11 protein-coding genes are annotated in these 14,245 nt (G+C 58.7%); 9 read left to right on the top strand and 2 right to left on the bottom strand.

The features are described from left to right. The first annotated feature begins 8 nt into the window (after positions 1 to 8). The 4 genes from PGR6_RS14155 to PGR6_RS14140 are packed head-to-tail and all read left to right on the top strand — an operon-like array spanning position 9 to position 3,476. Positions 9 to 605, top strand: coding sequence for a paraquat-inducible protein A (locus PGR6_RS14155; RefSeq protein WP_019578875.1), 597 nt, complete (start codon positions 9 to 11; stop codon positions 603 to 605). Then, the gene (locus PGR6_RS14150) at positions 602 to 1,270 is read left to right on the top strand and encodes a paraquat-inducible protein A (RefSeq protein WP_064617819.1); all 669 of its coding nucleotides are present in this window, start codon (positions 602 to 604) and stop codon (positions 1,268 to 1,270) included. The genes PGR6_RS14155 and PGR6_RS14150 overlap by 4 nt, the downstream gene beginning before the upstream one ends. Next, positions 1,251 to 2,906 (top strand): PqiB family protein, encoded by a 1,656-nt coding sequence (locus tag PGR6_RS14145; protein ID WP_064617817.1) that lies wholly within the window; start codon positions 1,251 to 1,253, stop codon positions 2,904 to 2,906. Before PGR6_RS14150 ends, PGR6_RS14145 begins: the two co-directional genes overlap by 20 nt. A 15-nt stretch (positions 2,907 to 2,921) precedes the next feature. Further along, positions 2,922 to 3,476 carry a PqiC family protein gene (locus tag PGR6_RS14140; protein WP_064617815.1) on the top strand — a complete coding sequence of 185 codons (555 nt, stop codon included), beginning with the start codon at positions 2,922 to 2,924 and terminating at the stop codon, positions 3,474 to 3,476. 7 nt (positions 3,477 to 3,483) lie between these two features. Here PGR6_RS14140 and PGR6_RS14135 read toward each other — a convergent pair whose 3' ends face one another. Further along, positions 3,484 to 4,755, bottom strand: a complete 1,272-nt coding sequence (locus PGR6_RS14135) for a sensor histidine kinase (protein ID WP_064621274.1) — start codon at positions 4,753 to 4,755, stop codon at positions 3,484 to 3,486. A 298-nt stretch (positions 4,756 to 5,053) separates the two neighbouring features. On the opposite strand from PGR6_RS14135, the gene PGR6_RS14130 reads away from it, so the two are divergent. The 3 genes from PGR6_RS14130 (at position 5,054) to PGR6_RS14120 (ending at position 9,200) form a co-directional block, all read left to right on the top strand. Then, positions 5,054 to 5,734 carry a hypothetical protein gene (locus PGR6_RS14130; RefSeq protein ID WP_064617813.1) on the top strand — a complete coding sequence of 227 codons (681 nt, stop codon included), beginning with the start codon at positions 5,054 to 5,056 and terminating at the stop codon, positions 5,732 to 5,734. 187 nt (positions 5,735 to 5,921) lie between these two features. Next, complete coding sequence (gene arnT / locus PGR6_RS14125) at positions 5,922 to 7,643, top strand: lipid IV(A) 4-amino-4-deoxy-L-arabinosyltransferase (protein WP_064617811.1); 1,722 nt, start codon at positions 5,922 to 5,924, stop codon at positions 7,641 to 7,643. Between the two features lie 27 nt (positions 7,644 to 7,670). After that, positions 7,671 to 9,200, top strand: a complete 1,530-nt coding sequence (locus tag PGR6_RS14120; RefSeq protein WP_018925842.1) for an ArnT family glycosyltransferase — start codon at positions 7,671 to 7,673, stop codon at positions 9,198 to 9,200. 3 nt (positions 9,201 to 9,203) lie between these two features. Here the strand turns inward: PGR6_RS14120 and secF are convergent, their stop codons facing one another. After that, positions 9,204 to 11,777 (bottom strand): protein translocase subunit SecF, encoded by a 2,574-nt coding sequence (gene secF / locus PGR6_RS14115; protein WP_064617809.1) that lies wholly within the window; start codon positions 11,775 to 11,777, stop codon positions 9,204 to 9,206. Between the two features lie 188 nt (positions 11,778 to 11,965). On the opposite strand from secF, the gene PGR6_RS14110 reads away from it, so the two are divergent. Further along, on the top strand, positions 11,966 to 12,631 hold the full coding sequence (locus PGR6_RS14110) for a response regulator transcription factor (RefSeq protein ID WP_064617807.1): 666 nt from the start codon (positions 11,966 to 11,968) through the stop codon (positions 12,629 to 12,631). Beyond that, complete coding sequence (locus PGR6_RS14105; protein WP_064617805.1) at positions 12,621 to 14,036, top strand: sensor histidine kinase; 1,416 nt, start codon at positions 12,621 to 12,623, stop codon at positions 14,034 to 14,036. The genes PGR6_RS14110 and PGR6_RS14105 overlap by 11 nt, the downstream gene beginning before the upstream one ends. Positions 14,037 to 14,245 lie beyond the last annotated feature (209 nt).

The following is a 14,245-nucleotide window of genomic DNA, read 5'->3' as shown; positions in this document are numbered from 1 at the left end:
TGCTGCCCATGGCGACGACTGCTCCATTGATCATCTGCGAGCACTGCGACTGCGTGTATGAAAAAGTCACGCTCGCCAAACATCAAAAGGCCCTGTGTACACGTTGCGGCGGTGTGCTTGCGCGTTACAACGGCTTGTCGGTGCAGCAACGCCTGGCGCTGAGCTTCACGGCGGCCGTGCTGTGGACTTTCTCGAATTTCTATCCGGTCATGACCATCAGCCTCAAGGGCATGAAGAACAGCGCGACGCTGTGGGATTCGGTGGTGGCGCTGAGCCAGGGGCCGATCACTTTCATTGCGTTAGTGGCGGCGATTTCCATCATCATCGCGCCGATGTTCCAGCTGCTCCTGTTGATCTGGGTATTGAGCTTTGCCCTCACCTCCCGACGTTCCCCAGGCTTCAAGCTATGCATGCGCTGGCTGGAAACCCTCAGGCCCTGGAGCATGCTGGAAGTCTGCCTGCTTGGGGCGATGGTCGCGGTGTTCAAACTCGCCGGGCTGCTGGATGTGCTGCCGGGTATCGGCATGTTTGCCCTGGCGGTCCTCAGCCTGTTGCTGATCCGCATCGCCGGGCGCGATGTACGTGATTTGTGGGACACCCTATGAACAGGCCACCGCTCGCCAGCGAACTCAACCTGTGCCTGTGCCACAGTTGTGGCATGGCCTGCGACATGACCGATCAACCTCACGAATGCGAACGCTGCGGCGCGCCGTTGCATGCCCGCAAACCTGACTCTCTGACCCGGACATGGGCCTATCTGCTGGCCTCACTGGTGTTTTATATCCCGGCCAATCTGCTGCCGGTCATGAACACCAGTCTGTTCGGCAACGGCTCCGACAGCACCATCATGAGCGGTGTGCTGGAGTTCTGGGCACACGGTGCATGGGACATTGCGCTGATCATTTTCATTGCCAGCATCGCGGTGCCGGGCATCAAGTTCGTTGCTCTCTCCCTGCTGCTGATCACGGTGCAACGCGGCAGCTTCTGGGCGCGCAAGGAACGTTCGAGGCTTTACCGTTTTGTCGAGCTGATCGGCTACTGGTCGATGCTCGACGTCATTGTCGTTGCGCTGGTGGCGGCATTGGTGAAATTCCAGGCTTTGGGCGATATCGAACCGCGCCCGGGCATTCTGTTCTTTGGTCTGGTGGTGGTGTTCACCATGCTGTCGGCGATGAGTTTCGACCCGCGGCTGATCTGGGATAACGAGCGGGATAGAGCGCTGCAAAACCTACAAGATGAGGAGCCCATGGATGAAGTCCCAAGCCACTGACGGTCCGCAAGCCCCTGGCCAAGCCGCGATCAAGACCCGTCGCTTCAGCGTTTCGCTGGTATGGATCGTGCCGATCGTAGCGGTGTTGGTGGGGATTTCCCTGGTGGTGCACAGCTGGCTGCAGGAAGGCCCGACCATCACCATCACGTTCAAGACCGGTAGCGGCCTGGTGGCCAACAAGACCGAGGTCAAATACCGCAATGTGGTCATCGGCCGCGTCTCGGAGGTGAAACTGAGCGGCGACCAGAAACGCGTCGACGCCACGATCCAGCTCGACAAACAGGCTGAAAGCTTTACTCGTGCAGACTCGCAATTCTGGGTTGTGCGGCCGCGCATCGGTGCCGGTGGCGTTTCGGGCATCGATACCTTGCTGTCGGGCGACTACATTGGTGCCGACATCGGCCAGGCCGATGCCCGTTCCAAACACTTCACTGGGCTGGAAAACCCGCCGCCCATTACCTATGGCGAGCCGGGCAAACGCTTTATGTTGCACACTCAGGACCTCGGTTCGCTGGACATCGGTTCCCCCGTCTACTACCGCAAGATTCCCGTCGGGCAAGTGGTGGCGTATGAACTGGATGCCGACGGCAAAGGGGTGAACATCGAAATCTTCGTACACGCACCCAACGATGCCTACGTTACCGAGAACACCCGGTTCTGGAACGCCAGCGGTATTGATGTGAATGTCGGCGCCAACGGTTTTTCGGTGAAGACCGAGTCCCTGTCAGCCTTGTTGGTGGGCGGCGTCGCCTTTCGCGCGCCGGAATACAGTCCCAACGATGAAGTGGCCATCGAGGATAAAGCCTTCGACCTGTTCGAGGATGAGCACACCGCCCTCGCCCCGCCCAACGGCAAGGCACAGTTCCTGAGCTTGCGTTTCGATCAGGCGTTGCGCGGGCTCAAGGTCGATGCACCGGTGGAGTTTCTTGGTGTGGAGATCGGCCGGGTGGTGGCAGTCAATCTGGATTTCGACGCGAAAAAACGCAGCTTCCCGGTCAATGTCGGCATCGTGATCTACCCGCAACGCCTCGGTAAGGCTCACATCAAAATGCTCGAGGCCTTGAAGCATGACCCCAATGACGAAACTGCAACCGTGCGTCTGCTAGGCTCCTTCATCGAAAACGGCCTGCGAGCTCAGGCCCGTAGCGGCAATCTGTTGACCGGTCAGCTTTACATTGCGCTCGACTTCTATCCCAAGGCGGAGAAAGTCGCGTTCGATCCGGCTGCCCGCCCTATCTCTATTCCAACCATTCCCGGCAGTCTTGAGCAGTTGCAGGAAAAACTGGAAAGCATGGTCAACAAAATCAACCAGCTGCCTATCGAACGCATAGCCGGCAACCTGGACAGCAATCTCGTCGAACTGCGCAAAGGCTTAGCGCAATTCAACGCCAAGACCCTGCCCGGCGTGCAAACCACCCTGTCGGACGTCAGCAAGACCTTGCAATCGGCCAGTTCGACCCTCGCCGAAGATTCGCCGCAACGGGAACAACTGAGCCAGACCCTGGACGAGCTTGGACGCATGTCGCGCTCGTTGCGTGAACTCTCGGACTACATGGGACGGCATCCGGAATCGCTGATTCGCGGCCGCCCCGACAATGCCGCGCCGATGGATCTGCAAGGGCCACCGCGCAACTGACCACAGGAGCTACCCATGGCATTTTCGCTGAAGATCACGCTGGTCACTGCGTTGTTGCTACTCGCCGCTTGCCGCAGTGAGCCGATTCAATTCCACACCCTGACCCCGGCTCAACCGAGCGGTGCAAGCGGCGGAGCGGACATCCAGATCGAAAGCATCACCGTGCCGCCCCAGGTCGACCGTCCGCAGATCGTCATTCGTCAAGGCAACGCCGGCCTGGCAATCCTCGAAACACAATGGTGGGGCGCAAGCCTGTCGGAGGAACTGCGCAGTGCCCTGGTCGATCAACTGGTCAACAGTAACCCGCAGCGCAAAGTGTCGTTGCGCCTGGACGTTCAGCGTTTTGATTCGATACCCGGTCAGTACGCATTGATCGACGTCAAATGGCGCCTGCGCAAACTCGGCGAAGGCGATGCTGCATTAGTCACCTGCCGCAGCACCTTGCAGACGCCTTCCGGCACGAGTATCGATGAGTTGGTGGTGGCTCATCAGAACAATGTGAAGCGCTTGGCCGCCACCATCAGCCAGGCTACCGCCGGCACATCGAAAAGCTGCCCGGCAACTAAATAAACAGTCATCAGACGCCTTCCAGTTCAATGGTGAAACAACTGCCGTTGGGCTGAAGGCTGCTGTGTTCCACTCGCCAATTCTGATGGGTGCAAATCCGTTGGACCAGTGAAAGCCCCAGTCCCAGGCCTTCTCCCCGGCGCTCGTCACCGCGAACGAACGGTTGAAACATCGTATGGCGTTTTTCTTCCGAAATGCCTATGCCACTGTCTTCGACGCTGAAACCGCGCGCCCGCAGGGTCAGGCGAATGTAGCCGTGATCGGTGTAATGCCAGGCATTGCGCAGCAAATTGCCCATGACCGATCGCAGGAACGTCAGGTTATGGCGATCCGACGAAACCTGTTCATTGTCGTAGATAAACTCGATGCCTTTTTCCCGGATCAGCGGCGCCCAGATATCCACGAGAGCATCGGCGACTTCTTTGAGCGTCGCACTTGCTGCGGTATCAGAGTCTTCCCGATCGCGAGCCAGCATCAGAAACGTATCGACCAATTGCCGCATTTCGTCGCTCGCGCGGGCAATTCGACTGACTTGAGCCACAGAGCGCCGGTCAAGCGAGGGATTGGCTAGCAGCAATTCGCAGGAACTGCCCAATACCATCAATGGCGTGCGCAGTTCGTGGCTGACATCGCTGGTAAAGAGTTTTTCCCGGTCCAGTGCCTCACGCAACCGGCCCAGGGTCTGATCGAAGGCAAGCGCCAGCGCTCCCACTTCGTCGGCCGCGTAGTCGGGATGAAGCTCAGGGGCCAGTTCCAGCAACTGCTCGCGTTGACGCACCTGGTGCGCCAGACGAATGACCGGCGCCATCACACGCCTGGCCAGCATCCGGCCTAACAAAACCGCGAGCAGGATGCTCAAGACGAACCCGACGATCACCACCGAGAATAACGCCTGTTCACGCTGTTCGACGCTTCGCCGGTCTCGCAACAACACGTATTTGCGACCGCCCACCAGGCTTACCATGGCGTAGTACTTAGAACCCGCGTAGAGCGTTTCCTGAAAACCTGGTGCAAGCGCCGCCAGTTCCTTATCCAGCGCCATCGCACCCGGACCTTCCTGGATGAAAAACAGTTCGTCTTTCTCCGGCTGATGGCTCCACCCGGCGCTGTTTTCCATCGACAGCAAGCGGTGCAGCCCTCCCACCAGGCGGGAAGCCGTGATATTTCGATCCACCACATGCACGGTCGCGACGATGCCCATCGCAAATACGCCCGCGACCAAGGTACTCATCAAGGCAAATACGATGACAATCCGTTTATTCAGACTCAGTTTGAAATCCATTCTGTTGCTTGGCTCCACTGCCGGTTCAAACCGCGCCATCTGCTGAATCGGGCCGATGCCGCAGAGCCGAGACGCGAACCAAAGATAGACCATAGACCACTGTACGTGGTGTTCAAGACAAGCGCTGCAACAACCAACTAAAAAAAGTACTGAAATTTTTCTACGCAAATTTTTCACATCCCTTTCACCACTCCGACACCTGCCTTGAACTAGTGTCTTTCCAGGCCCCTTCAAGCGTTGTTACGCTGGGTTGTATTTGAAAGTTGTTCTCTATTGCGTACCGACGGGTAAACAAAACATGGTTGATCATGTATCGCGCAAACAGCCAGCGGCACGAATCGTTAAGTCGCGGCTCGGCAAACTGGTCGCGACAACGGCCGCTCTGGTTATCGCGGCACTCGTCACGGGGTTTGTCTGGTGGCCCAGATCGCCGATCAACCTGGTGACCGCCGGGTCCGAAGCGACCAACAGCCTGGTCGATCGCTGGCAAGCCGGTGAAGTGGTGGCACTGGTTCGCCATGCGGAACGCTGCGACCAGTCCAGCAATCCGTGCCTTGGCCCCGCCGACGGTATTACCCGAGTCGGCAGCGAAGCCGCCACAGCCGTGGGCCAAGGCTTTGTGCAGCTGGGCATGACCCAGACCGATGTGCTGAGCAGCCCAACCACCCGCACGGCGCAAACCTCGCGTTACATGTTCGGTAAAGACGCGGCGACCCAGGAATGGCTGGTCAGTTGTGGCAAAACCATGCGTAACGATGTGGTGGCGCACAAGCAAGCCCATCGAAATCTGGTGCTGGTCACGCACAGCGGTTGCATCAGCGACTTCGAAGCCCAGACCGGTTTCAAGCACGCGACGACCAGTAAGTATGGCAGTGCCTTGTTCGTGCAAATTGCCGCCGACGGGCAACCTCAGGTACTCGGCATTGTGAATGCCACTGACTGGCAGACGCTGTTGCACGGCAAAGCCTTGAAACAATAATCGCGGAAAAAAAAGTCGAAGCCGAGAAAGCCTTTTTGCTCGGGCAGACTATAACTAGTCCGTAACCATTAGATGGCTGACGCAACTTCTGTAGTCCACATCGCTATTGTGTTGCTTTATGTAAAAAGTTCCGCTAGTGCAAGCGTGCACCTGGCGGAGCAACATCCTTCTGCGCCAAGGTCGAGTCATGACGTCCAATAACTTGTTGCCCCACCCCGACGGCTCTTTATTGCGTGGCACCGCGCGTGCGCTGCCCATCACCGAACGCTGGATCGTGCCCGGCTTGCTGCTGGCGTACGTGGTCTTCTACCTGCTGCCGCTAGTCACCCATGGTCTATGGATTCCCGATGAAACCCGCTATGGCCAGATCAGTCAGGAAATGCTGCTGAGCGGTAACTGGGTGTCCCCGCACTTCATGGGTATCCGCTACTTCGAGAAACCCATCGCCGGTTACTGGATGATCGCCATCGGTCAAGCGGTGTTTGGCGACAATCTGTTTGGTGTGCGTATCGCTTCGGCGCTGAGCACCGGGCTGAGCGTCTGGCTGACTTACCTGATTGCTCGCCGATTCTGGAATGATCCGAGCAAGAGCTTTATCTGCGCCTTGCTCTACATGAGCTTCGGCCTGATCGCCGGGCAAGCCGGATACGCCAACCTCGATCCGCAATTCACGCTCTGGGTCAACTTGAGCCTGGTCGCGTTGTGGTTTGCCATCGATAGCCATTCCTCCCGCGGCAAACTCGGCGCTTGGGCGCTGTTGGGTTTTGCCTGTGGCATGGGCTTCATGACCAAGGGCTTTCTCGCCTGGTTGTTGCCGGTGTTGATCGCCCTGCCCTACATGATTTGGCAGCGACGCCTGGGCGAGCTGTTGCGCTACGGACCACTGGCGGTGGTCGTGGCCGCGGTGGTCTGCCTGCCGTGGGTGCTCGCCATTCACCATCAGGAACCGGATTTCTGGCGGTTTTTCTTCTGGCACGAACACATCCGCCGTTTCGCTGGCGAAGATGCGCAACACGCGCGCCCGTGGTGGTTCTATTTGCCGCTGCTGGTCGCCTCGAGCCTGCCGTGGGCTGCCTTGTTGCCAACGACACTCGTTCAGGCCTGGCAGCAAAAGCGCCAGCCCGTAATCGGCTTTCTGTTGCTCTGGATGCTGTTGCCGCTGGCATTCTTCAGCTTCAGTAGCGGCAAACTGCCGACCTACATCATGCCGTGTCTGTTGCCTCTGGCGTTGCTGATGGGACACGCAGTGATGGAGCTATTGAATCAAGGACGAGGCCGGATCATTCGCATCAACGGCGTGATCAACGTCGTCATCGCCACCAGCGCCCTGATCGCCCTGCTTTATCTGCAAGCCACCAAGGAAGTCTACGAAAACACCGAGATGTTCACCCTGTCCCTGGCGTTCATCGTGTTGCTCGGCTGGATCATCACCAACGCCTTGCAGGTGCTGCGTCCATTGATATTCTGGGCCATGCCGGCACTCGGCATCTGGCTGCTGGTAGCGTTGTTGCCGGCAGCGATGCCGGCGCAGATCGTCAATAGCCAAATGCCTGACCAGTTCATCGCCGAGCATCTGGATGCCTTGAGTCAGACGACATCGTTGCTCAGCAACGATCTGGGCGCGGCGTCAGCCTTGTCGTGGCGCCTGAAGCGACCTCAGGTCGATCTGTTCAACACTGTCGGCGAGCTGAAATATGGCCTCGACGATCCCGCCATGGCGTCACGTAAAGTCACCCTGGACAACGTCGGGCAATGGATGACCGAGGCCCGCAAAAAAGGCGCGGTCGGCGTGGTGATGCGGGTTAACAGTGTCGCGGAGATGCAGGAAGTCGAGATGTTGCCCATCGATGGCAAGCGCTATCAGCGCGGCCACCTGGAGATTCTGATATTCCCGCAGAGCCAACCCTGACACCGTTCTTCCTACAGGAAACCCGCTATGAACCTTCGGGCTAGTGACAGGGGCGCCTTGGCGCTCCTGCTCGGCGCCTCTGCGCTGATTTTGTTGTTGGGCCTGGGCACGCGGGAGTTATGGGGGCCGGAAACCCGCTGGGCCAACATCGCGTTGCAAATGCTCCAGAGCGGTGACTATTTCGATCCCTACCTCAAGGGCGGGCCGTATTACGACAAACCGCTGCCCTCCTACTGGCTGATCACGGCCACCGCCTGGCTGACCGGCGGTTTAGGGCACTGGTCATTACGCTTGTCTTCGGTGGTTGCCGCCTGGCTGAGCGTCTGGCTGGTGTACTTGATCGGCGAGCAGCTAATGCGCAAAGGCACCGGATTGATTGCCGGGTGGATGCTGGCGACCACCTTTTATTTCGTGTTCTGGGCACGGGTCGCCACCGCCGACATCCTCACCGTCTGCGGTGTGCTGGCGGCGGTGTGGTGGTATTGGCGCGGGCCGCAAGACACGCGTTTCAGCCGTTACCTGGTGTTTTTCCTGCTGTTGTCCCTGACCTCATTGTTCAAAGGCCTGATCGGCTTCATTCTGCCGGGCTTGCTGCTATTACCGCATGTGGTGCAGGACGGTCGCTGGAAAAGCCATCTCAATCTGCGGCTGTGCGGCGCCCTGGTCATCGCCGGGGCGTTTTACATGACGCCATTCATATTGTCGCACCTCTACGGCGCGCCGACTTATGGCGAAAGTGGCCTGGGCCTGGTGCTGCGGGAAAACGTCGTGCGGTTTTTCCAGCCCTTCGACAACATCGGACCGATCTACACCTATTTGATTTACCTCCCGGTCTACACTCTGCCATGGGCGCCTTGCTGGATGCTGGGGTTGTGGTTTGCGCTGCGCCACTGGCGCAGCGTCGAACCCAATACGCGCTGGCTGGTTTGGGGGTTGGGTCTGTTGATGCTGTTTTTCACGGCCAGCGGCAGTCGACGCAGTTACTACGTATTGCCCCTGGTGCCCTTCGCCCAGTTGCTGGGCGCCTGGTGGATCACCCGGCGAATGGCCGAACGCAACGCCACAGACAGGTTCGGTAGTCGCCGATTGAAAATCGGTTTCGGCCTGACCGCTGTGTTGTTGATGGCGATACTCGGTGTGTTCTATCCCTGGACCAACGGCGGTGGCGGCGTGGTTCAGTTCGGTGAGACGGTCAGGCTTGAGGCCAGCAAACGCGCACCGCTCAATACATGGCGCATGGTGATGATCGAGGTGGACAACAAAGTGCCGATGTACCTGCAAACCGGCGGCGCCCCCTTCTATTACGTGCAGCAAAGCCAGGACTTTCCTCGCACCGGCGATACCGCCGCGCTGATGACCTGGCTGGACAACACCAGCGGCCAGCACTGGGACCCGCAACGCACCATCGTTATCACCCAGTACCGCAACGGTGATGCAGTACCGCTGGACTACCTGAGTGCCGACCATCAGGTCATCACCACCACGCCCACCAACGGCGAGCGCATATTCCACGGCCGTGAAGACCAGAGCGTGGCGTATATTCCCCGGGCCGAATAGGTGTCAGTGCAGGCGCTTGCTGTCGATCTTCGTCGCCAGGGTTTCCAGCGCCTCAGTACACGCAGTCAGATCCGGCGACCCGGTTCTGACTTGCTTCAACGCCCGGTCCAGGGACTTGTCGATGGAGGTCCAGCCTTCAGGATCAATCGGTCGCAGTTGTTCCTCGTTTTGGTCCCAGGCACTTTCCAGGTCAGTGATCCTGGCCCTTGCACCTTTCATGTCGCCACTGCCCAGTAGCTTTTCGGTGTCGGTAATGATGGCCATCAGGTAGGACAGATCGCCCATCGACCCGGCGGGAGTGGCTGCTACGGGGATGGCGGCACTGATCTGCTTGCTATCAAACTTGGCCAGCAGGGTCTTCAAGGCTTCGGCACAGGCTTGCGGATCCGGGTTGCCGGAGCGCAGTTGGGACAGTGCACGATCAATCGATTTATCGACCGAAGTCCAGTCAGCCGGCGACTTCGGCTGCAAGGTTTCTTCGGCTTGATCCCACGCTGTTTCCAGATCGGTGATGCGAGCCTTGGCTGCTTTCAGGTCGCCGGCGTCCACTAAACGGGCAGTGTCTACGGTAATCGTCCGGAAACTCGACAAATCGCCAAGGGAACCGGTCACCGTCGAGGCGCTCACCGTCGTTTTACCGGCCGTTGCCTGAGCCGGCACCCAGAACCACCCACCGACGCCGACCGTGCAGACGAACAGCAGTGCCCCCAGGAACGGCGTGGACGCCAGATGCGGGACACGCTTGGGGCTGAGTTTCAATGTTGAACCAACCTTCGCCACCCGAAAGCTTCGCCGGGAAAGCGTCAGCCAGATAGCGCTGGACATGAAAATCGACGACACCGCGCCGGATATCAGACCCAGCACCAGAGCCAGCGAGAACATCTGCAACGGTTCGCAGGCAAACAGATACAGGCAGGTCGACGCCATCACCACTGTCAGCACGGTGTACAGCGAACGCCTCAGGGTCTGGCTGATGCTCAGGTTGATCAGGCTCCACAAGGCCAGCGCATCCACCGGCGGGGACTTTTTCACGTTTTCGACAATGCGTCCGAAGATCACGATCTTGTCGTTCAGTGAATAGCCGATGATCGTCAGCAATGCAGCGATGTAAGTGACGTCGATCTCGAACTTGAACAGCGAGAAGATCGCCGAAACGATGAGGATGTCCTGAACGATCGGCAGCAAGGTTGCCAAGGCGATGGCCCAGGAGAAACGCAGGCCGATATAGATTGCGATGCTGGCGAATGCCGCAATCACCGCATAAATGGCCCGAGTGGCAAAATCCCGTGCAACGCCCGGGTCTGCGGTGTTTTCCTCGTACTCTACGGTCTGATACTTACCCTTGAACGCAGTAATGATCTGCTTCAGATCAGCGGGCTTGAGCACTTCATCGAAGCGTACGGCGATGTGCTGATTCTGTGCACCGCCCACGGCCACGGTGGCCGGGATGGTGCCCGCCCCGGTCATGATTTGCGTGGCGGTTTCCTGAGTGATCGCACGGTCGACGTCGATGTCCAGCGCAGTGCCGGCGGTAAAATCAATGTCCAGGTTCAGGCCGTGAGCGCGGTAATACAGCGAGCCGGAAACGATGGTCAGCAACGAGACCACAATCGCCGTTTTACCCAGGCCCACGAAGTTGAAACGGCGAGCCTTGGTGGCGCGCGGCTTGCTCTTTCCGATCAACCAACGCTGGCTGACCCACTGGGTATCGACCAGCCACAGCATCAGCTGGCGAATCAGCAAGAAGTTAGTGGCGACACTGATCACGATGCTCACCAGCATGGTCAGCGCAAATCCTTGAATCGGCCCGATGCCGGCCGCGAACAAGGCAATCATCGCCAGCGCGGTCACCAGGTTTGCATCACGTATCGTCGGCAGCGAGCCTTTGAAACCGTTATCCACGGCTTCGCGCAGAGACCGGCCAAGGTCGATTTCCTCGCGAATACGTTCCAGGCAAATGATGCTCGCATCCGCCGCCATGCCAATGCCCAGCACAAACGCGACCACCGCCGACAGCGACAAGGTGGCACCCGAGGCGGTGAATACAATCAGCAATAGCCACAGGTAGACCAGCGTACAAAACGCGGCGATCAAACCGGCAGTGCGGTACAGCCCCACCAGCAACAGGAAAATACAGGCGATGCCGATCAAACCTGCCTGAACGGTTTCCGCCAGCGCGGTTTTGCCGAGTACGCTGCCGACGGTCTGGGTGTATTTCTCGGTCAGCTGCGTGGGCAACCCCTGCGAACTTCCGAGCAGCGAGCGTGATTCTTCGGCGGACGTCAGGCCTGCCAGTTTCACCCGAATATGGTTGGCGCCCTCGACCCGGATGTCCGGTTCGGTAATACCAATGCTGTCGGCGCGTTTACTCAGGATCGCGACCGTCTGCAACAAGTCATCCTTGGCGAGCCGGGTTTTGCCCGGTGCCGGGTTCACAACGTAATAAATCTCGTAACCACCGCGAAACTCCAGCCCGAAGCGCACATGAGTGGCCAGGCTGGAAAATGTCGCAGCCACCAGACAGGCCAGCAGCCCCGTCAGGAGGATGAACGACAGGCGTCGACTGGAAAGGCTCATGGAAGAAATCCAGAAAAGGGACTGAAAAGCGAATCGAAGCCGAAGGGCTCGCTCACCACTGGCGGGCAGTCTAAAGAAGCGAAAATGAACCGCTTGTTAACGAAGTCACATGGCTGTGCGACGGCTTGCCAGTGCGTGCCGGACATGCAATGAATGCACGCCTGCAATGCCTGATCAGGAAGCGAGCGATGAAGGTTCTGGTGGCCGAAGACAATGCCCTGCTGGGTAACAGCATCAAGCGCGGGCTTGAGGAAGAAGGCTGGGTGGTGGATCTGGCCAGGGACGGCAAAGAGGCCTTGTACTATGCCGATGCCAGTGAATACGACGTGTTGGTGCTGGACTGGATGCTGCCGCAGATATCGGGTCTGGAAGTACTCAGCGTGGTGCGCGGCAAGGGCAACGACGTGCCGGTGATCATGGTCACGGCCAGAAGCGAAGTAGTGGATCGGGTGCAGGGCCTGGATCGCGGCGCCGACGATTATCTGAGCAAACCTTTCGAAATGATCGAATTGGTGTCGCGGCTCAATGCCCTCTATCGGCGCTCGATCGCCCGTGGCTCGAAATCGCTGACACTGGGCAATCTGAACATCGAACTCGACACCTTGCGGGTCAGCATCGGCGACCGTCCGCTGGATCTCACGGGCATGGAATACAATCTACTGGTGGCGCTGGCCGGCAAGGCGAATCAGTTGCAGACCCGCACGGTATTGCTGGGGTTGCTCTACCCTTTCGACAGCGAGCCGGACAGCAACAGCCTGGACGTGCTGCTCAATCGCCTGCGACGCAAGTTGGCTGGGGCCGACGTCGAGATTGAAACCGTTCGCGGCAAAGGGTTGATCCTTCGTGTGGCGTAACCTGGCACTGAACATCAAAATCGCGCTCACGCTGTTCGTGGTTCAGGCGTGTGTGTTGCTCGTCGGCTATGTGTGGCTGAGTCATTGGGTGCAAACCACCCGGCTCGATGAACTGCGGCACCATCTCGATACCCAGTCGGACGTCATCGAGTCGCTGATCAGCGTCGAAAACGCGCAGTTGGTCTATCAGCGCCAGGGTGAATTCGCCTCGGAACTGGATCACGATCACGACCTGTTTTTTGACTTGTCATCGATATCGGGTGAGATGCTGCAAGAATCCTGGGGACCAACGCCGTCAATGCGCAAAGCGCTTCGCGAGGCCATGAGTCAGGTTCGCGCGGGCGACGAAGAGACGTTCCTGTTCGATGTCGGTCACGAGAAATGGATCGCACAGATGGGCGACCTTGAGCGCGCCAGCCCCGAAGGCCCGCTGAAAGCCAGGCTGCTGGTGGCCACCAACGCGCAACCGGTGCTCAATGCGGTCAACGCCTTCAAACGGGTGGTGGCGCTGGCCGCGATAGGGATATTGCTGTTGACGACGCTTGGCAGTTTTATCGTGGTGTCGCTCTCCACCCGCAACCTTCGCCATTTCGCTCGACAACTGCGCACCTTGAAGCCGCCGGAATTCACCCGCCGGGTGGTGTTCGAGGCGCACTCGGCGGAAGAAAAACTGCTGTTCGACAGCTACGCGCAAATGGAAGCGGCGGTTCAGGAGGTGCTGGAACATCAACGGCTGTTTATCGCCAACGCCTCCCATGAACTGAAGACGCCGATTGCTGCCGTGACCTCTGCGCTAGAGGTCATTCTGGCGCGGCCACGGCACGCCGAAGATTACGCCCAGACCTGTCGTGATGTGCTGGCCGAAATGCAGGTGCTCAAGCGCCTGTCTCTCGGCCTGTTGGACCTTGCGCAACTGGAGGGCACCGCCGAGATTGCCGGGCAGGCAAGCGGGTTGAATGACAATGCGCTCAATGCCGTCGAGCGTTGGCGCAAGGCTGCCGAACTCAAAGGTCTCAGTCTCTCCCTGCATCTGCTGGAGGATTATCAGGCCCAAGTCGCCGGAGGACCGGAACAGTGGGAAGTGGTGTTTGGCAACCTGCTGGACAACGCCATCAAGTACACCCCGGCCGGCGGCGCCGTCGACGTCACGCTGGACGAACATCCGGGCAGCGGTTTGATCATCCGGATCACCGATAACGGTGCAGGCATGTCCGCGCAAGAAGTCCGGCAATTGGGGCAAGTGTTTTTCCGTGCCGACGCCGCACGGTCGCAATCATCGTCGTTCGGGCTTGGCTTTGCCCACTGCAAGCGGATTGTCGAAAGACTGGGTGGACATCTGACGGTTCAAAGTACGCCGCAGACAGGAACACGCGTGACCATTGCCATGATGCGTTATAAGCCTTGAGCCCCACGTCACCTCAGACCAGGCCAAAGTTCAGCCAAGAGGCCCAAGGCCACACTCCGATCGAAGATATCGCTTGAAAGTTGCCCACCACCGTGTCGGCTCAAGTTTTCCGTCGACCGTGAAATGACATCTATTTACGATTTTTTTGACGTTTTTTTCTCATTTGGCGCTCTACATTCGCGGCGACTCAAACATGCAAATGATTCGCA

Source organism: Pseudomonas sp. GR 6-02 (assembly GCF_001655615.1).
GTDB lineage: Bacteria > Pseudomonadota > Gammaproteobacteria > Pseudomonadales > Pseudomonadaceae > Aquipseudomonas.
Note: the sequence above shows the minus strand (reverse complement) of the source record. Positions and strands in the feature narration are given on the sequence as shown.

What these genes read in the sequence shown, in the direction of transcription:
- PGR6_RS14155 (WP_019578875.1), top strand. Translation starts at nt 9, where the DNA reads ATGGCGACGACTGCTCCATTGATCATCTGCGAGCACTGCGACTGCGTG.
- PGR6_RS14150 (WP_064617819.1), top strand. Translation starts at nt 602, where the DNA reads ATGAACAGGCCACCGCTCGCCAGCGAACTCAACCTGTGCCTGTGCCAC.
- PGR6_RS14145 (WP_064617817.1), top strand. Translation starts at nt 1,251, where the DNA reads ATGAAGTCCCAAGCCACTGACGGTCCGCAAGCCCCTGGCCAAGCCGCG.
- PGR6_RS14140 (WP_064617815.1), top strand. Translation starts at nt 2,922, where the DNA reads ATGGCATTTTCGCTGAAGATCACGCTGGTCACTGCGTTGTTGCTACTC.
- PGR6_RS14135 (WP_064621274.1), bottom strand. Translation starts at nt 4,755, where the DNA reads ATGGATTTCAAACTGAGTCTGAATAAACGGATTGTCATCGTATTTGCC.
- PGR6_RS14130 (WP_064617813.1), top strand. Translation starts at nt 5,054, where the DNA reads ATGGTTGATCATGTATCGCGCAAACAGCCAGCGGCACGAATCGTTAAG.
- arnT (WP_064617811.1), top strand. Translation starts at nt 5,922, where the DNA reads ATGACGTCCAATAACTTGTTGCCCCACCCCGACGGCTCTTTATTGCGT.
- PGR6_RS14120 (WP_018925842.1), top strand. Translation starts at nt 7,671, where the DNA reads ATGAACCTTCGGGCTAGTGACAGGGGCGCCTTGGCGCTCCTGCTCGGC.
- secF (WP_064617809.1), bottom strand. Translation starts at nt 11,777, where the DNA reads ATGAGCCTTTCCAGTCGACGCCTGTCGTTCATCCTCCTGACGGGGCTG.
- PGR6_RS14110 (WP_064617807.1), top strand. Translation starts at nt 11,966, where the DNA reads ATGAAGGTTCTGGTGGCCGAAGACAATGCCCTGCTGGGTAACAGCATC.